This window comes from Streptomyces sp. NBC_00820 (assembly GCF_036347055.1).
In the GTDB taxonomy this organism is placed as follows: Bacteria; Actinomycetota; Actinomycetes; order Streptomycetales; family Streptomycetaceae; genus Streptomyces.
The window spans coordinates 3,731,889-3,753,150 of record NZ_CP108882.1 but is presented as its reverse complement, the minus strand read 5'-3'; the positions used below and the strand labels follow the sequence as shown (position 1 = coordinate 3,753,150).

At 73.4% G+C, this 21,262-nt stretch carries 18 protein-coding genes; 12 read left to right on the top strand and 6 right to left on the bottom strand.

Going from position 1 to position 21,262, the window contains the following annotated elements; genetic code table 11:
* The first annotated feature begins 11 nt into the window (after window positions 1-11).
* The 3 genes from OIB37_RS16930 to OIB37_RS16920 all read left to right on the top strand — a co-directional run bounded on the left by OIB37_RS16930 (window position 12) and on the right by OIB37_RS16920 (window position 2,728).
* Window positions 12-749: an enoyl-CoA hydratase family protein gene (locus OIB37_RS16930; protein ID WP_330458437.1), complete on the top strand. Its 738-nt coding sequence runs from the start codon at window positions 12-14 to the stop codon at window positions 747-749.
* Complete coding sequence (locus OIB37_RS16925; protein WP_330458436.1) at window positions 737-1,342, top strand: TetR/AcrR family transcriptional regulator; 606 nt, start codon at window positions 737-739, stop codon at window positions 1,340-1,342. The genes OIB37_RS16930 and OIB37_RS16925 overlap by 13 nt, the downstream gene beginning before the upstream one ends.
* A 306-nt stretch (window positions 1,343-1,648) precedes the next feature.
* Entirely contained in the window at window positions 1,649-2,728 is a 1,080-nt protein-coding gene (locus tag OIB37_RS16920) for an isopenicillin N synthase family dioxygenase (RefSeq protein WP_443058276.1), read from the top strand.
* Between the two features lie 441 nt (window positions 2,729-3,169).
* Here the strand turns inward: OIB37_RS16920 and OIB37_RS16910 are convergent, their stop codons facing one another.
* Window positions 3,170-4,270 (bottom strand): citrate synthase 2, encoded by a 1,101-nt coding sequence (locus OIB37_RS16910; RefSeq protein ID WP_330458434.1) that lies wholly within the window; start codon window positions 4,268-4,270, stop codon window positions 3,170-3,172.
* A 164-nt stretch (window positions 4,271-4,434) separates the two neighbouring features.
* On the opposite strand from OIB37_RS16910, the gene pdxH reads away from it, so the two are divergent.
* The 3 genes from pdxH to OIB37_RS16895 all read left to right on the top strand — a co-directional run bounded on the left by pdxH (window position 4,435) and on the right by OIB37_RS16895 (window position 7,578).
* Complete coding sequence (gene pdxH / locus OIB37_RS16905; RefSeq protein ID WP_330458433.1) at window positions 4,435-5,121, top strand: pyridoxamine 5'-phosphate oxidase; 687 nt, start codon at window positions 4,435-4,437, stop codon at window positions 5,119-5,121.
* 395 nt (window positions 5,122-5,516) lie between these two features.
* Window positions 5,517-6,005: a GNAT family N-acetyltransferase gene (locus OIB37_RS16900; protein WP_330458432.1), complete on the top strand. Its 489-nt coding sequence runs from the start codon at window positions 5,517-5,519 to the stop codon at window positions 6,003-6,005.
* 88 nt (window positions 6,006-6,093) lie between these two features.
* On the top strand, window positions 6,094-7,578 hold the full coding sequence (locus OIB37_RS16895; RefSeq protein ID WP_330458431.1) for a PAS domain-containing protein: 1,485 nt from the start codon (window positions 6,094-6,096) through the stop codon (window positions 7,576-7,578).
* A gap of 87 nt (window positions 7,579-7,665) precedes the next feature.
* Here OIB37_RS16895 and OIB37_RS16890 read toward each other — a convergent pair whose 3' ends face one another.
* Entirely contained in the window at window positions 7,666-8,421 is a 756-nt protein-coding gene (locus OIB37_RS16890) for an SIS domain-containing protein (RefSeq protein WP_330458430.1), read from the bottom strand.
* A 335-nt stretch (window positions 8,422-8,756) separates the two neighbouring features.
* Between OIB37_RS16890 and OIB37_RS16885 the strand changes: the two genes are divergently transcribed.
* Both OIB37_RS16885 and OIB37_RS16880 read left to right on the top strand, forming a co-directional pair.
* A complete protein-coding gene (locus OIB37_RS16885) occupies window positions 8,757-9,449 on the top strand; it encodes a metal-dependent transcriptional regulator (RefSeq protein ID WP_330458429.1) in 693 nt (230 codons plus the stop codon).
* A 375-nt stretch (window positions 9,450-9,824) separates the two neighbouring features.
* Window positions 9,825-10,685 carry an alpha/beta fold hydrolase gene (locus OIB37_RS16880; RefSeq protein WP_330458428.1) on the top strand — a complete coding sequence of 287 codons (861 nt, stop codon included), beginning with the start codon at window positions 9,825-9,827 and terminating at the stop codon, window positions 10,683-10,685.
* A gap of 288 nt (window positions 10,686-10,973) precedes the next feature.
* On the opposite strand, the gene OIB37_RS16875 is transcribed toward OIB37_RS16880, so the two are convergent.
* The 3 genes from OIB37_RS16875 to OIB37_RS16865 form a co-directional block, all read right to left on the bottom strand.
* A complete protein-coding gene (locus OIB37_RS16875) occupies window positions 10,974-12,632 on the bottom strand; it encodes a transporter (RefSeq protein WP_330458427.1) in 1,659 nt (552 codons plus the stop codon).
* Window positions 12,629-13,405 (bottom strand): ABC transporter ATP-binding protein, encoded by a 777-nt coding sequence (locus tag OIB37_RS16870; RefSeq protein ID WP_330458426.1) that lies wholly within the window; start codon window positions 13,403-13,405, stop codon window positions 12,629-12,631. The genes OIB37_RS16875 and OIB37_RS16870 overlap by 4 nt, the downstream gene beginning before the upstream one ends.
* 168 nt (window positions 13,406-13,573) lie before the next feature.
* Entirely contained in the window at window positions 13,574-14,227 is a 654-nt protein-coding gene (locus tag OIB37_RS16865; RefSeq protein ID WP_330458425.1) for a bifunctional DNA primase/polymerase, read from the bottom strand.
* A 274-nt stretch (window positions 14,228-14,501) separates the two neighbouring features.
* Here OIB37_RS16865 and OIB37_RS16860 point away from each other — a divergent pair, with 274 nt between their 5' ends.
* The 4 genes from OIB37_RS16860 (at window position 14,502) to OIB37_RS16845 (ending at window position 19,827) form a co-directional block, all read left to right on the top strand.
* Complete coding sequence (locus tag OIB37_RS16860) at window positions 14,502-15,887, top strand: transcriptional regulator (RefSeq protein ID WP_330458424.1); 1,386 nt, start codon at window positions 14,502-14,504, stop codon at window positions 15,885-15,887.
* A gap of 145 nt (window positions 15,888-16,032) precedes the next feature.
* Window positions 16,033-16,617, top strand: a complete 585-nt coding sequence (locus tag OIB37_RS16855; RefSeq protein WP_330458423.1) for an IS607 family transposase — start codon at window positions 16,033-16,035, stop codon at window positions 16,615-16,617.
* Window positions 16,614-18,071, top strand: coding sequence for an IS607 family element RNA-guided endonuclease TnpB (tnpB, locus tag OIB37_RS16850; RefSeq protein WP_330458422.1), 1,458 nt, complete (start codon window positions 16,614-16,616; stop codon window positions 18,069-18,071). The genes OIB37_RS16855 and tnpB overlap by 4 nt, the downstream gene beginning before the upstream one ends.
* A 208-nt stretch (window positions 18,072-18,279) precedes the next feature.
* The gene (locus tag OIB37_RS16845) at window positions 18,280-19,827 is read left to right on the top strand and encodes a hypothetical protein (protein WP_330458421.1); all 1,548 of its coding nucleotides are present in this window, start codon (window positions 18,280-18,282) and stop codon (window positions 19,825-19,827) included.
* 109 nt (window positions 19,828-19,936) lie between these two features.
* Here OIB37_RS16845 and OIB37_RS16840 read toward each other — a convergent pair whose 3' ends face one another.
* Window positions 19,937-21,262, bottom strand: a complete 1,326-nt coding sequence (locus OIB37_RS16840; protein ID WP_330458420.1) for an ABC transporter substrate-binding protein — start codon at window positions 21,260-21,262, stop codon at window positions 19,937-19,939.

The following is a 21,262-nucleotide window of genomic DNA, read 5'->3' as shown; positions in this document are numbered from 1 at the left end:
CGGGAGCACCCGTGACCCCCCCGATCGGACGCACGCGCACGCGTGCCGTCGAGACCCTCAGCCTCGACTCCGCCGACACCCGCAACGCCCTCTCGGCCTCCCTCGTCGCCGGCCTCGCCGAGGCACTGGCCGACTGCGCGAAGGACCCCGGTGTCCGCGCCGTCGTCCTCACCCACACCGGCACCACCTTCTGCGCCGGCGCCGACCTGCGCGACCCGCCCCGGCCGGAGGTCCTGGTGGACCTGCTGCGGCAGATCGTCGAGCTGCCCAAGCCCGTCGTCGCCCGGGTCACCGGACACGTCCGCGCCGGCGGCCTCGGCCTCCTCGCCGCCTGTGACGTCGCCGCCGCCTCCGCCGCGGCCACCTTCGCCTTCACCGAGGTCCGCATCGGAGTCGCCCCCGCGGTGATCTCCCTGCCGCTGCTCCCGCGCACCGACCCGCGCGCCCTGGCCCGGTACTACCTCACCGGTGAGCGCTTCGGCCCCGCCGAGGCCGTGCACCTCGGCCTGCTCACCGTCACCGGCGAGGACGTCGACGAGGCGCTCGCCCCCGTCCTGGACGGGCTGCGCCGCTCCGCCCCCGAAGCCCTGGCCGAGACGAAGCGGCTGCTCACGGCTAGGGTGCTGGAGACATTCGACCGGGACGCGGCGGACCTGGCCGCGCTCTCGGCCCGGCTGTTCTCCACTCCGCATGCCCGGGAGGGGATGACGGCCTTCCTGGAGCGACGGGACGCGGCATGGGTGGTGTGAGCACGGCGGAACGCGACCGCGTGCCCAAGCAGGACCGCAGCCGGGCCACCCGGCAGCGGCTGCTGGAAGCCGCCGTGGCCTGCCTCGCCGAACACGGCTGGGCGGGCTCGACGGTGTCCGTCGTCGCCGAACGCGCCGGCGTCTCCCGCGGGGCCGCGCAGCACCACTTCCCCACCCGCGAGGACCTCTTCACCGCCGCCGTCGAGTACGTCGCCGAGGAACGCTCCAGCGCGCTCAGGGACCTGTTCCCGCAGGGCGCGGGCGACCGCCGGGCCGTCGTCGCCGCCCTGACCGGCCTCTTCACCGGACCCCTCTTCCGCGCGGCCCTCCAGCTGTGGGTGGCGGCGTCCAACGAGGAGCAACTGCGCGGCCGCGTCACCGAGCTGGAGTCCCGGGTCGGCCGCGAGACCCACCGCATCGCCGTCGAACTCCTCGGCGCCGACGAGTCCCGCCCCGGCGCCCGCGAGACCGTCCAGGGCTTCCTCGACATGGGCCGCGGCCTGGGCCTCGCCACCCTCCTCACCGACGACACCGCCCGCCGCGAACGCGTGGTGGCCCAGTGGGCGGCCCTGCTGGACGAGGCGCTGGGCTGAGCAGCGGCGAGCGGGTGCCCGGACGCGGTACCGGGGCGAGCGGGTGCGCACGAGTCTCTCCGGTACGAGTGTGAACCGGGCCACACGCGTTTCCGGTGAGCCGCAGTACCCTTTCCGCATGCTTCCGATGCTCGTTCGCCGCCGACACGTGGATTACGTGCGCGTCACGAGCATGGGCTGTCTGCGTCACCTCTGACCCCAGCCCCCCCCTTTCGTCTTCCCTGTCTTCCGGCACCCGGGGGCCGCCCCACCCTGCGCGGCTGCCCGTGCCCCGTACACCCTGCGGACGCACCCATGACGAACTCCATGACGACCCCGTCGCACACCGAGCGGACCTCGTCGCACACAGAGCCGACCTCGTCGCACACCGAGCCGGCCCCGTCGTACGACCAGCTCCCGATCATCGACCTGTCGGCCGCCGACCGTGGTCCCCAGGCCCGTGCCCTGCTCCACGCCCAGCTGCACAGCGCCGCCCACGACGTCGGCTTCTTCCAGCTCGTGGGGCACGGGGTGACCCAGCAGGAGACGGACGCCCTGGTCACCGCGATGCGGGCCTTCTTCGAGCTGCCCGAGGCCGACCGCCTCGCCCTCGACAACGTCAACTCCCCCCATTTCCGCGGCTACACGCGCACCGGCGACGAGCGCACCGCCGGTGCCCGCGACTGGCGCGACCAGCTCGACATAGGTGCCGAGCGCCCCGCCCGCGCCCCCGGCCGGGGCGAGCCGCCGTACTGGTGGCTGGAGGGCCCCAACCAGTGGCCCGCCGCCCTCCCCGAGCTGCGCGCCGCCGCCCTCGCCTGGATCGACAAGCTCAGCGCCGTCGCCCAGCGCCTCCTGCGCGAGCTGCTCACCGCGATCGGCGCGCCCGCAGGTTTCTACGACCAGCTCTTCGGCGACCGCGCCTACCCGCACCTCAAGCTCGTCCGCTACCCCGGCAGCGCGGGCGACGGCACCAGCCAGGGCGTCGGCGTCCACAAGGACTACGGCTTCCTCACCCTGCTCCTGCAGGACACCGTCGGCGGCCTCCAAGTCCTGCGCGAGGACGGCCTGTTCCACGACGTGCCGCCCATGGAGGGCGCCTTCGTGGTCAACCTCGGCGAGCTGCTGGAGGTCGCGACCAACGGCTACCTGGTGGCGACCAGCCACCGCGTCGTGAGCCCGGCCGGAGCCACCGAACGGTTCTCCGTCCCCTTCTTCTACAACCCCCGCCTGGACGCCAAGGTCGCCCCGCTGCCCTTCCCGCACGCCTCCACCGCGCCCGGCATCACCACCGACCCGGCCAACCCGCTCTTCGCCGAGTACGGCTACAACGAACTGAAGGGCAAGCTGAGGGCGCACCCGCTGGTGGCGGAGCGCCACCACGCGGACCTGCTGACGCCGGCCTGACGGATGCGCCCGGCCTGACGGATGCGACCGACGCGCCCGGCCTGACCGACGCGCCTGGCCTGACCGACGTGACCGGTCCGGCCGACGTGACCGGTCCGGCCGGTCCGGCGGTCAGCTGTGCTTGCGGGCGTGCAGCACGCTGCCGTCCGGGGGCAGCGGCGAGCGGCCCACCAGGCCGAGTCCCGCGTCGGGAACAGCCGGGCGTAGTGGCCGGCCCGCCGTTCGCGGCCACCGACGTTGCACATCATGTGCAGGTCCCAGGCGGTGGCCAGCGAGGCCGAGCCGTCGTCGGGCAGCACCCGCTCGACGACGAGCAGGTCGGCGTGGTCCGGCGACCCCGGCGTACGGCTCCGCTCGGCCGGCGACCCCGGCGTACGGCTCCGCTCGGCCGACGACGGCGTACGGCTCCGCTCGGCCGGCGACCCCGGCGTACGGCTCCGCTCAGTCGGAGATCTCGGCGTACCCCTCGATCTCCCGCGGGCTGCGCGTCCCCGGACCCACGTACGTCGCGGAGGGCCGCACCAGCCGCCCCGTCCGCTTCTGCTCCAGGATGTGCGCGGACCAGCCGGCGGTCCGGGCGCACGTGAACATGGAGGTGAACATGTGCGCCGGCACCTCCGCGAAGTCCAGCATGATCGCGGCCCAGAACTCCACGTTGGTGGCCAGCACCCGGTCCGGGCGCCGGTTGTGCAGCTCCTCCAGCGCCGCCTTCTCCAGCGCCTCCGCGATCTCGAAGCGCGGGGCGCCCAGTTCGCGGGCGGTGCGGCGGAGCACCCTCGCGCGCGGGTCCTCGGCCCGGTACACCCGGTGCCCGAACCCCATCAGCCGCTCCCCGCGGTCCAGCGCCTTCCTGACGTAGGCCTGCGCGTCCCCGGTGCGCTCGATCTCCTCGATCATCCCGAGCACCCGGGAGGGAGCGCCGCCGTGCAGCGGCCCGGACATCGCGCCGACCGCGCCGGACAGCGCGGCGGCGACGTCCGCCCCGGTGGAGGCGATGACCCGCGCGGTGAACGTGGACGCGTTCATGCCGTGCTCGGCGGCGGAGGTCCAGTAGGCGTCGACGGCGGCGACGTGCTTCGGGTCGGGCTCGCCCCGCCACCGGATCATGAACCGCTCGACGACCGACTGCGCCTTGTCGATCTCCTGCTGCGGCACCATCGGCAGCCCCTGTCCGCGCGCGGACTGGGCGACGTAGGACAGCGCCATGACGGCGGCGCGGGCGAGGTCGTCGCGGGCCTGTTCGGCGTCGATGTCCAGCAGCGGCTTCAGCCCCCACACGGGGGCCAGCATGGCGAGCGCCGACTGCACGTCCACGCGGATGTCACCGGAGTGGACGGGGATCGGGAACGGCTCGGCGGGCGGCAGACCGGGGTTGAAGGCGCCGTCGACGAGCAGCCCCCACACGTTGCCGAACGAGACGTGACCGACCAGGTCCTCGATGTCGACGCCCCGGTAGCGCAGGGCGCCGCCCTCCTTGTCCGGCTCGGCGATCTCCGTCTCGAACGCGACGACTCCCTCGAGTCCGGGTACGAAGTCGGACATCAGGCGGCTCCTCATGTGTCGGCGGCGGTCACCCCGGTGATGCCCCGATCGCCCGGTGGTCACCCAAAACCGCGGGGGGATCAGCACGATAGCCCCGGGTGCCACCCTTGGGGAGCCCCCGCGACACTGAGTGCCACGGTCGTTCGATACGGCAGGATGACCGCGTGACCGATCGCGATCCCATCCTCGACCCGGCCATCGACCCCGCCGCCATGCGCAAGCAGTACCGGGCCGCGGGACTCGACGAGAAGGGCCTCGCCACGCACCCGATGGACCAGTTCGCGGGCTGGTTCGAGGACGCCGCCCGCGCGGCCCTGCACGGCACGCTCTACGAGCCCAACGCGATGGTCGTCTCCACCGCCGACGCGGCCGGCCGCCCCAGCTCCCGCACGGTCCTGATGAAGGGGTTCGACACCGACGGGTTCGTCTTCTACACCAACTACGACTCCCGCAAGGCGGCCGAACTGTCCGTCAACCCCTACGTCTCCCTGCTCTTCCCCTGGCATCCGATCGCCCGTCAGGTCATCGTCTCCGGCGTCGCCCGCCGTACCGGCCGCGACGAGACGGCCGCCTACTTCCGCAGCCGCCCGCACGGCTCCCGGCTCGGCGCCTGGGCCAGCGCCCAGTCCTCGGTGATCGGCTCCCGCGAGGAGCTGGAGGAGGCCTACGCCGGGCTCGCCGCCCGCTACCCCGAGGGCGAGGAGGTCCCGGTCCCGCCGCACTGGGGCGGCTACCGCGTCGCCCCCGAGGCGGTCGAGTTCTGGCAGGGCCGCGAGAACCGCCTGCACGACCGACTGCGCTACACGGCCCGCCCGGACGGCTCCTGGCACGCCGAACGCCTCAGCCCCTGAAGCGCCCGCCGGGGAACGCAGACGACCCGCGAGTTCGGGTCCTCCGTCGTACGACGGGGGAGCCGGCCGGACGTACCGGCGAACTCGCGGGTCGGGTGACTGCTCGGATTGGGCCGGCTGCGTGCGTCTCACACACGCTGGTCCGGCACCGCACAGGTGTGGTGGCAGGCCGCTAGCCCGCAGCCACCTCCGACGTCCGGGATGCGTACATGCTCCGAACCACCTCCTCTCTTCGGTGTTCCCCACCCTAGGAAGCCCCCGGCACGGGTTCAACCGTTTTTCCGCCGCCCGAGCGCGCCGACCCGGTCGCCGAACCCGCTCGCCGAATCCGGCCGCCGAATCCGGTCGCCGAACCCGGTGGACGGTCCGCCCCGCACCGGCCTAACTTGCCGGGCATGACTGAGCTTCGGATCTTGCCGGTGGCCGGGGAGGCCATGCTGGAGCAGTGGCGGTACGTGCACAACGTGATCGTTCCGCCGGCCGCCATGTCCGCCGAGGACGCGCGGGAGCGTGCGGGCCGCTACCGGCTGGAGAACGCGTATCTCGGAGAGGACCTGGTCGGGTGTTCCACCGTCCGGCCGCCGGCGGGGGAGGACGCCGCCGCGACCGTGATCGCGAGGGTGCTGCCCGGGTTTCGCGGGCGCGGGTTCGGTAAGGCGCTCTACGAGAACGGAATGGCCCACGCGCGTGCGCAGGGGGCGGAGACGGTCGAGACGTGTGTGCTCGCCGCGAACGAGGACGGGCTGCGGTTCGCCGGCCGCCACGGTTTCGTGGAGGTGGACCGGTACACGCTGGACGGAGAGGTGGAGGAATGGGTCGACCTGCGGCTGAGCCCGGTTCCCGGAGGGCCGGAGAATGATTCCTTCAATCTTGCGGGAACTTGATGTGGGCTGCGTCACGTTCGAGTTGAATGAAGGCCAGTGAGCGAACCGAGCGCACGACGTGCGCCGACGCAGCCTCCAGGGGGTCCAGGTGAGTGCTTCCCGGCGCAGTGGGACCACCGATGAGCGGGGGCCGGAGGAAGAGCCCGGGCGCGGCCGCCCGCAGCGCTCCGACGGCCCCGAGGAGTCCGGCGGTTCCGACCTGCTCGCCGCCCTGCTGGACGGCATGGACGCGGCGCTGTGCGCGTTCGACGCCGGCGGTGTGGTGACGCACTGGAACCGCGAGGCGGAACGCATCCTGGGCTGGAGCGCGGCCGAGGCGGTCGGGCGGCGCGGCTTCGCCGGCTGGGCGGTGCGCAGCGCGGACGCCGAGGAGGTCCAGGCGCGGCTGATGGCGGCCATGCACGCGACCGGCCGTCAGGTGCACGAGTTCGCGCTCGTCACCAAGGACGGCGGCCGTGTCCTCGTGCGGACCCAGTCCGCCGCCGTACGGGGCCCCGACGGGGAACCGGCGGGGCTGTACTGCGCCTTCAGCGAGGTGCACGCGCAGATCGACCTGGAACGGTCGATCGCGCTGAGCGAGGCCCTGTTCGAGGACGCGGCCTGGGGCGTCGTGCTCGTGGACGCCGATCTGCGGCCCGCCGTCGTCAACGCCTACGCCGCGCGGGCCCTGGGCAGCGGCCGTACCTCCGCGCTCGGCCGGCCGCTCGGCGAACTGCTCGCGCAGGGCGTGGAGGAGCTGGAGAGCGCGCTCACCCACGTGCTGGCCGAGGGGGCGCCGCCCGCGCCCGCCGAGATGTGGGTGACCGTGCGCACACCGGAGGGCGAACAGCGGCGCTGCTGGCGCAGTGGCTTCCTGCGGCTGGCCTCGCCGCTCGCCGAGGAGCCCGTGCCGCTCGGCGTCGGCTGGCTCTTCCAGGACGTCACCGAGGCCAAGCAGGGCGAGCAGGAGGCGTCCCTGCTGCGCTTCCGCACCAACCAGCTGCACCGCGCGGCCCGCGCCGCCGCCGAGTGCGAGGACCCGCTGGAAGCGGCCGTCGTCCACCTCGACTTCGCCCTCGCCGGCTTCGCCGACCACGCCGTCCTCGACCGCCTGGCCGACCCTCCGCGCGCGGAGGGCGACGACACGGCCCCGGTACGGCTGGTGCGGCTTGCCGCCACCCCGGCGGGCGCGCCCGGCCCCAGCGCGCTCACCGGTGCCGCCGGGCTGCCCCTGCGCTACGGCACGGGCCATCCGGCGCTGCAGTGCGTCGAGCGGACCGGCACCGTGCGCGCCACCGCCGACTCCCTCCCGGCCGAGCGGGCACGGGAGTGGGCGCCGGCCCGCCAGTGGCCGCCCGACGCGGTGCACGCCCTGTGCGCGGTGCTGCGCAGCCGGGGCCGGACGCTGGGTGTGGTCACCTTCCTGCGCGGGCCCGGCCGCAGCCGCTTCGAGCGCGCCGACGCGGCCTACGCGGAGGACGTGGCCGTACGCATCGCGGCGTCCCTGGACCTGGCGGGGGCGGTGCGGGAGCGGCCGGTGGAGAAGCCGGGAGAGAAGGCAGGGGAGAAGGCAGGGGGGAAGCCGGGGGAGTAGGCCGTAGGCGTGGTGGCCCGGGGCGTGCGGCCGGGGGCGCGTCCCGTGCGTGTCCCGCGCGCGCGTCCCGTTCCCGCCGGGCGCGGTTCAGTGCTGGTGGAAGATCCGGTCGCCGTACTCCTCCATGACCCGCCCGTTCCAGTCGTGGCCGCCGTCGACGTTGCCGGAGCGCAGCAGCGGGGGCTCGATGCCGCGGGCGGCCAGGGTGGCGGCCGTGGTGGCCATGACGGCCTGCATCAGGGCGGCGGTGACGACCGTGGAGGCGGGCGCGAAGGGCGCCGGGACGGTGTCCAGGGTCAGTTCGGCGTCACCGACCGCGATCTTCGAGTCCAGTACGACGTCGCAGTGGTCCTTGAGGAAGGTGCCCGAGGCGTGCAGGGAGCCGGTCTCCGTGGCGTAGGCGACCGAGGTGACGCCGATGACCCTGACGCCGAGGGCGCGGGCACCCTGCGCCATCTCCACGGGCAGCGCGTTGCGGCCGGACAGGGAGATGACGACCAGGGCGTCACCGGCGCGCAGGGGCGACGTGCGCAGGACGGCGGTCGCGAGCCCGTCGACGCGTTCCAGGGCGGAGCCGAGGGTGGCCGGGACGACGTTGACGCCGACGACTCCGGGGACGGCGAGCAGGTTCATCAGGGCGAGGCCGCCCGCGCGGTAGACGACGTCCTGAGCGGGCAGCGAGGAGTGCCCGGCGCCGAAGGCGAACAGCCGTCCGCCGGCCGCGACGGTGTCGGCGAGCAGGGTGCCGGCCGCGGTGATCGCGTCGGCCTCCTCCTCACGAGCCCGCCGCAGCAGGCCGATGGCGGCGTCGAAGAACAGCTCGGCAGGCGTGGCGTCGCTCATGCGGTGCCCCTTCGCGGCGTCGGTGTCGCGGATCACCGTGCGGTCTGGACCACTGCGGTGTCAATAAGGCCGACGGGCGGGCGGACGCGGCGCCGGGCCCTCGAGGGCCGCCCAACGGCCGCACGGCCGCCGCACGGCCGTTGGGCGGCCCGTCGGGCGGCCCGTCGGTACCGCGTGTCTCCAGGGTGCCTATGACCACACACGGCCCGCGCGTCAAGACCGCCGCCGCCCCTGTTTCCCGGGTAACGCCCGCTTGTCAGTGGGGTACGGCAGAATTGATGCCAGGGCCAGCGCACGCCTGCCGGGCTGCCGGCAGAGGTAATCGAGGGGCACGTATGTCCGGACTGATCGACACCACGGAGATGTATCTCCGCACCATCCTCGAACTCGAAGAGGAAGGCGTTGTCCCCATGCGGGCCCGCATCGCGGAGCGGCTCGACCAGAGCGGGCCGACGGTGAGCCAGACGGTGGCGCGCATGGAGCGCGACGGCCTGGTGTCCGTCGCCAGCGACCGGCATCTGGAACTGACCGAGGAGGGCCGCAGGCTGGCCACGCGGGTGATGCGCAAGCACCGCCTGGCCGAATGCCTGCTGGTCGACGTGATCGGCCTGGAGTGGGAGCAGGTGCACGCGGAGGCGTGCCGCTGGGAGCACGTGATGAGCGAGGCGGTGGAGCGCAGGGTTCTCGAGCTGCTGCGCCACCCGACCGAGTCGCCGTACGGCAACCCGATCCCGGGTCTGGAGGAGCTGGGCGAGAAGGACGGGGCGGACCCGTTCCTGGACGACAGCATGGTGTCGCTGGCCGACCTGGACGCGGGCACCGACGGCAAGACGGTCGTCGTCCGCCGCATCGGCGAGCCGATCCAGACGGACGCCCAGCTGATGTACACGCTGCGGCGGGCGGGCGTGCAGCCCGGCTCGGTGGTGAGCGTGACCGAGTCGGCCGGCGGCGTGCTGGTGGGCAGCGGCGGCGAGGCGGCCGAGCTGCAGGCGGACGTCGCCTCGCACGTGTTCGTCGCCAAGCGCTGAGCAGGGGAAGGCCCCCGGCGCCTTGCGGTGCCGGGGGCCTGTCCTCCCCTGGTGCTGACCCGGAGCCCCGAGCTCTCAGGGTCATCCCCTTCGGACCGTTTTTCCCCGAGCGGTCCGCCTCCCGCCAGAAAGATCCCCTCCGAGGCGGCGATCATTCCTCACGGGGTGTCACTCGAATGAGGGGTGTTGTCCGCGGAGACGGAATTTTCGAATGAGCATTCGATAGTCTGCGCCGGCAGGACGGGGGACCGGCACGACGGCGAGGACGACGCCCCCGGCAGCGCCGGCGGTGACGGCGACGCCGAGGACGGCGACAGCGGCGAGCCCAGGTAGTACACCGGTACGAGGCAGGCGGAGCTGGGGGGTGCCAGGCCGATGGCACGGCGTATCGACGTGACGGGAACGGGCGGGGTGCGCCTTGCCGCCTGGGAGTTCGCGGACCCTCCCAAGACGGAGGCGGAGTCCGGCACCCCGGGCGTGCTGCTGCTCCACGGACTGATGGGACGCGCCTCCCACTGGGCGTCCACCGCCCGCTGGCTCGCCGAGCGGCACCGCGCCCTCGCGCTCGACCAGCGCGGCCACGGCCGGAGCGACAAGCTCCCGGAGGCCGCCTACACCCGCGAGGCCTACGTCGAGGACGCCGAGGCCGCCCTCGAACAGCTCGGTCTCGCCCCCGCCGTCCTCGTCGGCCACGCCATGGGCGCCCTGACGGCCTGGCAGCTCGCCGCGAAGCGCCCCGACCTGGTGCGTGGCCTGGTCATCTGCGACATGCGGGCTTCCGCGCTGGGCGCGGCCTCACAGCGGGAGTGGGCCGACTGGTTCCGCTCCTGGCCCGTTCCCTTCGCCACCCTCGCCGACGTCCGCAAGTGGTTCGGCGAGGACGATCCGTGGGTGGAGCGTCCGAGTCCCGCCCGGGGCGAGTTCTACGCCGAGGTCATGCACGAGGGTGCCGACGGCTGGCGGCCGGTCTTCGAGCCCGAGCAGATGCTGCGGACGCGGGAGAGCTGGGTGTACGACGCGCACTGGGAGGAGCTGGCGCAGGTGCGGTGCCCCGCCCTTGTCGTGCGGGGCCTCGACGGTGAGCTGGGGCGGGCGGAGGCGCAGGAGATGGTGCGGGTGCTGCCTCGTGGGGCGTATGCGGAGGTGGCTGAGGCGGGGCATCTTCTGCACTATGACCTGCCGGGGGCTTGGCGGGTGGCTGTTGAGCCGTTTCTGGAGTCCGTGCTGGGTGGGTGAGTGCGCCGTTCGCCTTCTCGTCTGCGTGGTTCTTGTGGTTCGGCGGGTGCGGGTGCGTCGTGGTTTGTCGCGCAGTTCCCCGCGCCCCTTTGAAGGGTGCCCTGTGTGTGATTGGCGCTCTTGGCTGTTCGGGGTGGCTCTCGTGGTTCGGCGGGTGCGGGTGCGTGGTGGCTTGTCGCGCAGTTCCCCGCGCCCCTTTGAAGGGTGCCCTGTGTTTGGTTGGTGCCGTCGGCTGTTTCGGGGGCCTTGGTTCAGGGGCTCGTGTTTGGGCGGTGCCGTTTGGCGGGCTCAGCCCTTGCTCACTGCTGACAGGATTTCCGGGAGGCGGGCCGCTGCTCTCGGGGCTGCCAGGTGGAGGCCTGCCCAGGTGATCGTCGTGCCGTACGCCGCGCCCGTCGGGAGGAGGAGCCAGGTCCAGGCGGGGCCGTCCGTGGCGAGGTGCAGAGCGATCGTGAGGACGATGACCGGGGAGCACAGCAGGGCCGCCGCGGCCATGCCGCCGAAGATGGAGAGGAAGGCCAGGCCGGACTGGCCGGGGGCCACGTTCTTGTGGCCTTCCTGGGGGATGGAGTACGGGAAGCGGGCCGAGGCCCAGGCGCCGGTGGCCAGCATGGAGCCCAGGATGGCGAGCGAGAGGCCCAGGACCTCCGGCAGGCGCGCCCAGTCGCCCAGCACGGCGGTGGTCACCACGGTCACCAGCGTGGCGTACGGCAGGGTGACCACCAGCAGGGCCAGGGCCCGGCCGCGCAGTTCCGCGTAGGCGTCCCGGGGCGAGGAGATGGTCAGGGCCACCATCCAGAAGGCGGAGGTGTCCTGGCCGAACTGGTTGTACATCTGGATGCCGAGCATGCCGGCGGCGAAGCACGCGAAGTAGACCGACCCGGTCCCCTGCACCGCGTTGAACACCGGCACGATCAGCCCGATGGCCAGCGAGGTCACCCAGGCGGCCTTGGTCTTCGGGTCACGCCATATGTAGCGCAGGGTGCGTTCCATGACCGTGCCCGTACGGCCGCCCGGCAGCAGGCGGCCGAGTCCGGACGGGGAGCGGTCCCGGGCGTCGGTGCCGGCGTTCTGCAGCGTGGAGCCGTCGGGCGAGGTCATCAGCCGGGTCAGACTGCGCGCCCACGTGGCGATCAGCAGCGTCAGGGCGGCCAGCGAGAGCGCGAGTTGAGCCGCGGCCGTGCCGTACGCCCCCTCGCTCGCCGAACGCACCGCGCTCACCGCCGAGGACGGCGGCACCCAGGACAGCACGTCCGCGGCCGGCTGGAGCCGCCCCAGCCCGGCCGAACCCAGCCGCTGCAGGGCGAAGTTGACCAGCTGCGTGCCGATGGCGACGACCAGCCCGCTCAGCACGGCCAGATCGCGGCCCTTGCGGCTGCTCAGCAGGCGTACGTTGGCCGCGGCGACGGCCCGGGCCAGGGCCACGCAGACCAGCAGCGCGAGGGCGACGGCGACGGGCGTGAGGACGTACCCCGCCGCCCCGTGCGCCACCGCAAGGGTGCACCCGGCCAGGACCAGCACCGTGAACAGGGGGCCGATCCCGACCAGGGAGGCGGCCAGCAGGGCGCGGGCGAGCGGGCGGGGCCGCAGGGGCAGCATCACCAGGCGGGCCGGGTCCAGGGTCTCGTCGCCGCCCGGGAAGAACAGCGGCATGACCGCCCAGCCGAGCGCCAGCACGGCCGCACCGGGCACGGCGACGGCCTCGACGTGCGCGTGCCCGCGCAGCGCCAGCAGACCCAGCAGCTGCGCCAGCGCGAACAGCAGGGCGAGGACGGCCGAGGCGATGAACGCGGCCCGGCGGCCCGCCGACTGCCGCAGCCCGTTCCGCAGCAGCGACAGCTTCAGACGTACGACGGTGGAGGTCGGCCCCGGAGCGGCGGACAGGCGTGGCGCGGCCGCCGGCGTCGTGGTGGAGGTCGGGTCCGGAGCGGTGGACGGGTGTGTCATCGGGTCGCTCCGCCGCCCAGCCAGTCCAGGTCGGAGGCGGCGTCCCGGCCGCCGGCGCCCACGAGTTCGAGGAACGATCCCTGGAGGGTGGGGTGCGTTCCGCGCACCTCGGCCAGCGGGCCCGCCGCGCGGATGCGCCCCGCCGCCATCACGGCCACCCAGTCGCACAGCGACTCGACCAGCTCCATGACGTGCGAGGAGAACACGACGGTGGCGCCGGAAGCGGTGTACCGCTCCAGCACCCCGCGGATGGTCTGCGCGGACACCGGGTCGACGCCCTCGAACGGCTCGTCGAGGAAGAGGACTTCGGGATTGTGGAGGAGAGCGGCCGCGAGTCCGATCTTCTTGCGCATGCCGGTCGAGTAGTCGACGACGAGCTTGTGCTGGGCACCGGCGAGATCGAGTACGTCCAGCAACTGGGCGGCGCGCTTGTCGACCTCGGCGCCGGGCAGCCCCCGCAGGCGTCCCGAGTAGCCGAGCAGTTCCCGCCCCGACAGCCGCTCGAACAGCCGCAGTCCCTCGGGCAGTACCCCGATCCGGGCCTTGACGGCCACCGGGTCCCGCCACACGTCGTGTCCGACGACCTCGACGGTCCCGTGGTCGGGCCGCAGCAGCCCGGTCACCATGGACAACGTGGTGGTCTTACCCGCCCCGTTGGGCCCGACCAGCCCGATGAACCTTCCCGCGGGCAGATCGAGATCGATCCCCCCGACGGCGACCTGTTGCCCGAACCGTTTCCAGAGCCCTCGCACACGCACCGCAGCCTCGGTCATGGGGAAACAGTACGACGGCGGCGATGTCCTCAGGGGCGCGGGGAACCCGCTTTCAGAGGTGTGAAGACCCCGCATCGTCACGTGCCCCGGCCGCGCACGGCACGCGTCCCGACCCCGCCGCGTCACGCGCTTGCGGCCACCCCCGTCACGTGCCCCGACCGGCGCGCGTCACCTGTCCCGGCCGCACGCGTAGGCGAGCGGAGAGATCAACTCCTCGGCGTCCGGCAGCCACCGGTTCGCCGGGGTGGGCCGGCAGGCCCACTGCACCGCGCCCCGGGAGCCGAACCGGGTCGGCGGAGCGGCCACGTAACTTCCCTCGCCCAGCGGCACGAGGTCGAGCGACGCCGGCGTCCACCCCAGCCTCCGCACCAGCTCCGGAATCTTCGGCGAGCCCCCCGGCAGCACGAAGAACTGCATGCGCCGGTCCGGCGTCAACGTCACCGGTCCGAGCGTCAGTTCCATCCGCTCCATCCGGGCCAGCGCAAGAAAACCGGCACTCTCCGGCACCGACAACGCGTCGAACGTACGCCCCGTCGGCAGCAGGATCGACGCGGCCGGCTGCTTGTGCCACACGCGGCGTGCGACGGTCGCGCTGCCGGTCGCCTGCGTCGCCCAGTCGGGACGGGTGGGATGCGCGCCGGGCGCGGGGCAGGAGGCGTCGCCGCACGAGCAGCGCGGCGCCCCGTCGACGGCTTCCAGCCAGGAGCCCGGGAACACGTCCCAGTGCCGCTCCTCGGCGTACCGTACGGCGGTCTCCAGCAGCGATTCCCCGCGCTGCTGCGGAATCTGGGCGGCTTCGGTGCCGGCGATCGTCTCTTCCACGCCCACTCAACTTCCGCACCCACCCGGGGTTACGGCCGTGGCGCGCGCGAGACAGGGGCATCGGCTCGGCAGTCGGGGCGCATGGATGCACGTCCGGGGGCGCGCGGGGGGATGAGGGGCGTGCGGTGGGTAGCCAAGAAGGGCACGCCAGTCGTCTTTACCCCGGCAAACCGCACATGTCGCGCATTGACGGTATGTCAACTGGGCATCGATCTTCATGACCGGATTTTTCCCGAAGGGTCTTTACGCTCCAGGGGTTCGCAGGGGGTAGCTCATGGCCGCAAGGCCTCTCGTGGCGAGGCAGCCCAACGAACGGCTGCAGGCACTCATCCAGGAAGCGGGATGCTCGAACGCCGGGCTGGCCCGGCGGGTCAACATGTGCGGCGCCGAGCACGGTCTCGACCTGCGCTACGACAAGACGTCCGTGGCCCGCTGGCTGCGCGGCCAGCAGCCGCGCGGCCGGGCACCGGCGATCATCGCGGAGGCGCTCGGCCGCAAGCTCGGCCGTACGGTCACCATCGACGAGATCGGCATGGCCAACGGCAAGAACCTCGCCTCGGGGGTCGGCCTGCAGTTCTCGCCGACCGTGCTGGGCGCCATCGAGCAGGTCTGCGAGCTGTGGCGCAGCGACGTGGGCCGGCGGGACTTCCTGTCCGGCTCCTCCGTCGCCGCCTCGGCGCTGGTCGAGCCAAGCCGGGACTGGCTGATCTCCATGCCGGACGCCCAGGTGGCCCGGCAGGCCGGCCCGCGCGTGGGCCTGTCCGACGTGGCGGCCGTGCGGTCCATGACGCAGGCGCTGGTGGACCTCGACCACACCTACGGCAGCGGGCATGTGCGGCCGGTCGTCGTGCACTACCTCAACAGCGTCGTCTCCGGACTGCTCGCGGGGTCGTACCGGGAGGCGGTCGGGCGCGAGCTGTTCGCCACGGTCGCCCGGCTGACCGAACTGGCCGGGTACATGGCGGTCGACACCGGGCAGCCCGGACTCGCCCAGCGCTACTACATCCAGTCCCTGCGGCTGGCGCAGGCGGCCGGCGACCGCGGCTACGGCGGCTATGTGCTGGCCGCCTCCATGAGCCACCTGGCCGCCCAGCTCGGCAACCCCCGCGAGATCGCCCAGCTGGCGCGGGCCGCGCAGGAAGGGGCGCGGGGGCGGGTCACGCCGCGCGCGGAGGCGATGTTCCACGCGGCCGAGGCCCGCGGGCACGCGCTGCTCGGCGACACCCGCTCCGCGCACGCGGCCTCCGGGCGGGCGATCTCGGCGATGGAGCAGGCGGACGCGGCCTCGGGGGACGACCCGGTGTGGATCTCCCACTTCGACGAGGCCTATCTCGCCGACGAGCTGGCGCACTGCCACCGCGACCTGGGCCAGCCCGAGGCGGCGGCCCGGTACGCCGAGCAGTCGCTGGCCGGGCACCCCGAGTCCCGTGCCCGGCGCCGCGCCATCGGCTATGTGCTGCTCGCCTCGGCCCATGTGCAGCAGCGCGAGATCGAGCGGGCGTGCAGCACCGGCCTGAAGGCGGTGGAGCTGCTGGAGACGCTCCGCTCCAACCGGGGCGCCGAGTATCTGGAGGACCTCCAGCAGCGACTGGAGCCGTTCCGGGACGAGGCGGTGGTCCGGGAGTTCGGAGCCCGCCTCGACCTCCAGCAGGCCGCCTGAACGCCGGCGGCGGGCTGAACACCGGCCCCGCGATCGCGTGAACGGAGGGGAAACGGGACCCGGGGCACGAGGGGGTGAAAGCTGCTACAGATTTTCTAGTCATTCATAGTCACCTCTAGTCGTGCATCTCGAATATCTTGGCGTTGTGAAGCTTTCGGAGTGGGCGCGGCAGCAGGGCGTGAGCTACCAGACCGCCTGGCGATGGGTGAAGGACGGGAAGATGCCTGTTCCGGTCCGCCAGGCGCCGTCCGGAACGTGGCTGGTCGCTGAGCCCGCTCCGGCCGTGTCTGCGACCTCGGGGCGAGTGGTGGCGTACTGCCGCGTGTCGTCCGCTGAGCAGAAGGCCGACCTTGAGCGGCAGGCCGCCCGGGTCGTGGCCGGCGCGAACGGGCTCGGCCTGCCCGTCGCCGAGGTCGTCGCCGAGGTCGGCTCGGGGCTGAACGGACGGCGCCGCAAGCTGCACCGCCTGCTGTCCGACCCGCAGACGGCGGTGATCGTGGTCGAGCATCGTGACCGGCTGGCCCGGTTCGGCGTCGAGCATCTCGAAGCCGTCCTGTCGGCGTCCGGGCGGCGCCTGGTCGTCCTCGACCCCACCGAGACCGCTGACGACCTGGTGCGGGACATTACCGAGGTGCTCACGTCGATGTGCGCCCGCCTGTATGGGCGGCGGGCGGCGAAGGACCGCGCCGCCCGCGCGGTGGCCGTGGCGACCGGCGAGGCAGCCGAGTGAAGAAGTTCCAGGCGCAGCCCGGTTTTGTGGTGCAGGCGTTCCGGTTCGCTCTGGACCCGAACGCCTCCCAGGAGCACGCGCTGCGTTCGCACTGCGGCGCGGCGCGTGCCGCGTACAACTGGGCTGTCGGCTGGGTCGAGGCGTCGTGGTGGCAGCGCCGCGCGGAGGAGTCCTACGGCGTCGCCGAGGAGCAGCTGACGCAATGGCGGCCGTGGTCGCTGCCCGCTCTGCGGAAGGCGTTCAACGAGGGCAAGCACACCGACCCGAGGTTCGCGGCCTGGTGGGAGGAGAACTCGAAGGAGGCGTACTCCACCGGTCTCGCGAACGCCGCCGCCTCGTTCGACAACTACGCCAAGTCGAAGCAGGGGAAGCGCCGTGGCCGTGCGATGGGTATGCCGCGGTTCAAGTCGAAGCGGAAGGGACGTCTGTCCTGCCGGTTCACCACCGGCACGATCCGCGTGGACGCCGACGGCCGGCACGTCACGCTGCCCCGCCTGGGCGCGATCCGCACGCATGAACCCACGGTGAAGCTCCTCGACCGCGTCCAGGCCCAGGCGGCCCGGATCCTGTCCGCGACGGTGCGGCACGAACGCGGATGCTGGTTCGTGTCCTTCCAGGCGGAGGTGAAGCGCGACCTGGTCCGCGTCACGCGGCCGGATGTCGCGGTCGGCATCGACCTCGGGGTGAAGACCCTCGCGGTCATGGCCGACAGCACTGGCGAGATCCGCACCGCGCCCAATCCCGGCCACTACGACCGGGCGCGCAAGCAGCTGCGCCGCGCCTCCCGCGTCGCGTCCCGACGCCAGGGCCCCGACCGGCACACCGGACAGCAGCCGTCGAAGCGGTGGGAGAAGGCCAACGCCCAGCGGAACAAGGTCCACCACCGCGTGGCGAACCTCCGCGAAGACGCCCTGCACAAGCTCACCACCGCGGTGACCGCCGAGTACGGCACCGTCGTGGTCGAAGACCTCAACGTCGCCGGCATGCTCCGCAATCGGCGTCTGGCCCGCAGAATCGCCGACGCCGGATTCGGCGAGATCCGCCGCCGGCTCGACTACAAGACCCGCCAGCGCCACGCCACCCGCCTCGTGGTCGCCAACCGCTGGTACCCGTCCTCGAAGACCTGTTCCGGGTGCGGCGTGGTGAAAGCCAAACTGCCGCTGCACGTCCGGACGTACGAATGCGACGCCTGCGGTCTGGTCATCGACCGGGACGACAACGCCGCGCTCAACCTCGCCGCCCTCGCGGCAGCCTGCGTGACTGGTACCGGAGTGGCCGGAGACCAGGACACCGCCCCGGCGGTGTCGAAGCCTCGTGGAGCCGACCACAAGACCCGCGCCACCCGCCCCCGCCGCAAGGCGGAGGCGGGGCGGGCAGGTGGCGCAACCCTGCCGCATCAGCGGCAGACGGAAACGAGAGACCGTACTCAAGCCGAGCCCCTCACGCTCTGGTGATGAGGCGGACCTTCCGGGCCGAAATGCCCGGAATGCTGAGACCTGACCATGGTCTCGGCAACGGTTCCATGAACAGCGCATCGCGGGGTGGTTTTGTTACTGCTGTCACAGGGAAGAAGATCGCGCCCTGAGCTGCGTGGCACCCGGCTCGGGGGACCCGGTAGCGTGAGCCGACGATTCCGAAGGTCCCCCAATCGTAGGAGTCCTGGTGACGCAGAGTGGACAGGGCGATGAGCCCTCGGCGCAGCCCGCGCACGAAGGCATCGTGCTGCCCTCCGACGGAGGCGCACCGCTGCTGCCGGGCATGACAGGCACGCCCGCGCCCGCCGCCCCCGCCGGCGGTCAGGCGTGGGGCGGCTCGTGGGGCCCTGGTGGTGACCAGGCGCCCCAGCAGAGCCAGGGCTGGCCCCAGGCCGACGCCCAGCAGTGGCACCCCCAGCAGCAGTCCCCGGCCGCCGACGGCCCCGGCCCGCTGCCCCCGGAGGGCGCCCCGGCCCCGTCGTACGGCGCCCAGGCCTACGACTCCCACGCCCAGAACCCGGCGTACGGCCAGGGCGGCGGGCAGCCCGCGTACGGCGCCTCCGACCCGTACCAGCAGCAGTACGCCTCCCACGGCGCGCCGCTGCCGCCCGCGTACCCGGCGACGGGCGCCCCGCTGCCCGCGGCCGACGGTGCGACGCAGTACATCCCGCCGGTGGCCGCCCAGGGCGGCGCGCCCGAGGGCGCGACCCAGTACCTGCCGCCGGTGCCGGCGGCCGGCGCCGACGAGGGGGCCACGCAGTACATCCCGCCGGTGGCGTCGGGCGCGCTGCCGCCCGAGGGGTACGGGGCCCAGAACCCGTACCAGGGGCACGCGCAGCAGCCGCCCGCCCCGGGCGGGCACCCGGACGCGCAGGCCACGCAGTACATCCCGCCGGTCACCGACCAGGGCGGGGACCGCCAGCCGCCCGCCGAGTTCGACAACCTCTTCCGCGGTGCCCCGGCGGGCGGTCCGGCCGGGGCCACCCAGCAGATGCCGCGCGTGCAGGACGCCTACCCGGCCCCGGTGCTGCCGCAGCAGTCGTCGTACCCCATGTCGATGGACGACGAGGTCGGCGGGCGGCGCGGCAGCGGCCGTACCGGCTCGCGGCTGCCGCTGATAGCCGCCGTCGGTGTCGGCATCGTCGTCATAGGCGTCGGCGCCGGCGCCCTGTTCAGCGGCGGGAGCGACGACAAGGGCAGCGACGGCAAGCCGGCCGCCGCCTCGTCCGCCCCGCCCACCCCGCAGCAGTCCTCCGCCGCGCCGGCCGGCGCCGACCCCGCCAAGCAGCAGGCGGCCGACCTGGACCGGCTGCTCGCCGACAGCGGCGGCAGCCGTGCCTCGGTGATCCGGGCGGTGGGGAACATCAGGCAGTGCGACAACCTCGCCCAGGCTGCCGCCGACCTGCGCTCCGCCGCCAAGCAGCGCACCGACCTGGTCACCCGGCTCGGCCAGCTGTCCGTCGACCAGCTGCCGGGCAACGCCGAACTGTCCGCCTCCCTCACCAGGGCCTGGCAGGCCTCGGCCTCCGCCGACAACCACTACGCGGCCTGGGCCGACCAGGCGGGCAACGGCAAGAAGGGCTGCCCGCACGGCCACGCCCGCGGTACCGGCCAGACACAGGCGGGTGACCAGGCGAGCGTCACGGCCAGCGCCCAGAAGGCCAAGGCGGCCGGCCTGTGGAACGCCATCGCCCAGAAGTACGGACTCACCCAGCGCCAGCCGACCCAGCTTTGACATGCTCCTCGCCCTGAAGGGCGAGGATTCCGGTAGCGGCCACGACGGGGGCAGCCCCCGCCCCCGCCCCGGCCCCGCCCCCCGCCCGGGGGTGGGGCCGGGGGTGCGGTCAGTCGATGTCCGCGGTCAGCAGGGTCTTCGTCATGTCGCTGACCCCGTCGGCGCCGCCCCGGTACCCCTTCGCCGCGACGAGTTCGCCGTCACGCACCACCTGGAGCGTCACGGCGGCGTTGACGAGGCGCGGGAAGCCGACCGCGCCGAGCGCGGTCTCGTCGGGCCAGTGCAGGATCGGGGTGAGGCCGCCGGTGGACACCTCGAGGCCGTGGTCGAGGGTGTGCCGGACGGTGTCGGCGCTCACGTCGCCGTCGCCGATCCTGTCCAGGGCGGCCTTCAGGACGGTGTAGGCGATCCAGGTGGTCTGCACCCCGGCGTCCGCGGGGTCGATGCGGTTGTCGCCGAAGGCCTCCTCGCTGATCACCTTCTTCATCGGCCCCCAGCGCGGGTCGGACGCCACCGGGTACCAGCCGGTGATGTACGACCCCTCGTACGGCCCGGAGGCGCCGCCCGTCGCGTTGATGACCGTCTGGTCGACGCTGCCGAGCACGGTGGCGGTCCGCACCTTGGGGAAACCGTCGCGGGTCCGGCGGAACGAGTCCATGAAGGTGTCCGTGCGGTCGCCGAGGGCGGGCACCACGCACCCCTTGCGCGCGGGGTTCGTGGTCGCGAACCGCAGCGCCCGCTCGGACCGGCCGCCGTACTCGGTGGCGTTCTCCGCCGCGAGCTGGTCGCCCGCCGCCGGGTGGCCGCCCGCCTTCAGGCCCGAATCGATCAGCCCGGGCAGCGCGTCGCCCGCGATGCTGTCGGGGCGGACCAGGGCGACGGGGCCGCACGTGCCCGCGAGGGCCTCGCCGAGGCCGGCCAGCAGCGCGGGCTGACCGCCGTTGACGGGGTACGACATCGGGCCGGTGAACTCGTCGTTGGTGACCCCGTAGCCGCCTATGTAGGGGATGCCGGAGCCTTCCAGCGGGGCGAGGAAGGAGTCGCCGAACTGGCTGTAGGAGCCGACGACCGCGACCACGCCCTCGGCCGCCGCGCGTCGGGCGCACCGCGCCGCGCCCACGCTGTCGTTGTGCTCGTTGCAGGTGAGGACCTCGAGCTCGCGGCCGCCGAAACCACCGCGCGAGTTGATCCACTTGGCATAGGCCACGGCCATGGCGGGCATGCCGGGCTTGTTCGTGGCGTCCGTGTTCTGGGGTGCCCAGGTCATCACCTTGATCGGGCCGTCCGCCGATTCACCCACGACGCCGGGGACGACTCCGCACCCGGCGGTGAGCGAGGCGCACACGGCCAGCGCGCCCGCGGAGAGGGCGGCGGCGCGGACGGGCCGCAGGAGGGACGGGAGGAAGGTGCTGCGCTTGCGAGGCCTGCCGGTCAT

Excerpts from the sequence above, each read along its gene's own strand:
- OIB37_RS16925 (WP_330458436.1), top strand. The coding sequence starts at position 737 with ATGGGTGGTGTGAGCACGGCGGAACGCGACCGCGTGCCCAAGCAGGAC.
- OIB37_RS16920 (WP_443058276.1), top strand. The coding sequence starts at position 1,649 with ATGACGACCCCGTCGCACACCGAGCGGACCTCGTCGCACACAGAGCCG.
- OIB37_RS16910 (WP_330458434.1), bottom strand. The coding sequence starts at position 4,270 with ATGTCCGACTTCGTACCCGGACTCGAGGGAGTCGTCGCGTTCGAGACG.
- OIB37_RS16900 (WP_330458432.1), top strand. The coding sequence starts at position 5,517 with ATGACTGAGCTTCGGATCTTGCCGGTGGCCGGGGAGGCCATGCTGGAG.
- OIB37_RS16890 (WP_330458430.1), bottom strand. The coding sequence starts at position 8,421 with ATGAGCGACGCCACGCCTGCCGAGCTGTTCTTCGACGCCGCCATCGGC.
- OIB37_RS16885 (WP_330458429.1), top strand. The coding sequence starts at position 8,757 with ATGTCCGGACTGATCGACACCACGGAGATGTATCTCCGCACCATCCTC.
- OIB37_RS16880 (WP_330458428.1), top strand. The coding sequence starts at position 9,825 with ATGGCACGGCGTATCGACGTGACGGGAACGGGCGGGGTGCGCCTTGCC.
- OIB37_RS16875 (WP_330458427.1), bottom strand. The coding sequence starts at position 12,632 with ATGACACACCCGTCCACCGCTCCGGACCCGACCTCCACCACGACGCCG.
- OIB37_RS16870 (WP_330458426.1), bottom strand. The coding sequence starts at position 13,405 with ATGACCGAGGCTGCGGTGCGTGTGCGAGGGCTCTGGAAACGGTTCGGG.
- OIB37_RS16860 (WP_330458424.1), top strand. The coding sequence starts at position 14,502 with ATGGCCGCAAGGCCTCTCGTGGCGAGGCAGCCCAACGAACGGCTGCAG.
- OIB37_RS16840 (WP_330458420.1), bottom strand. The coding sequence starts at position 21,262 with ATGACCGGCAGGCCTCGCAAGCGCAGCACCTTCCTCCCGTCCCTCCTG.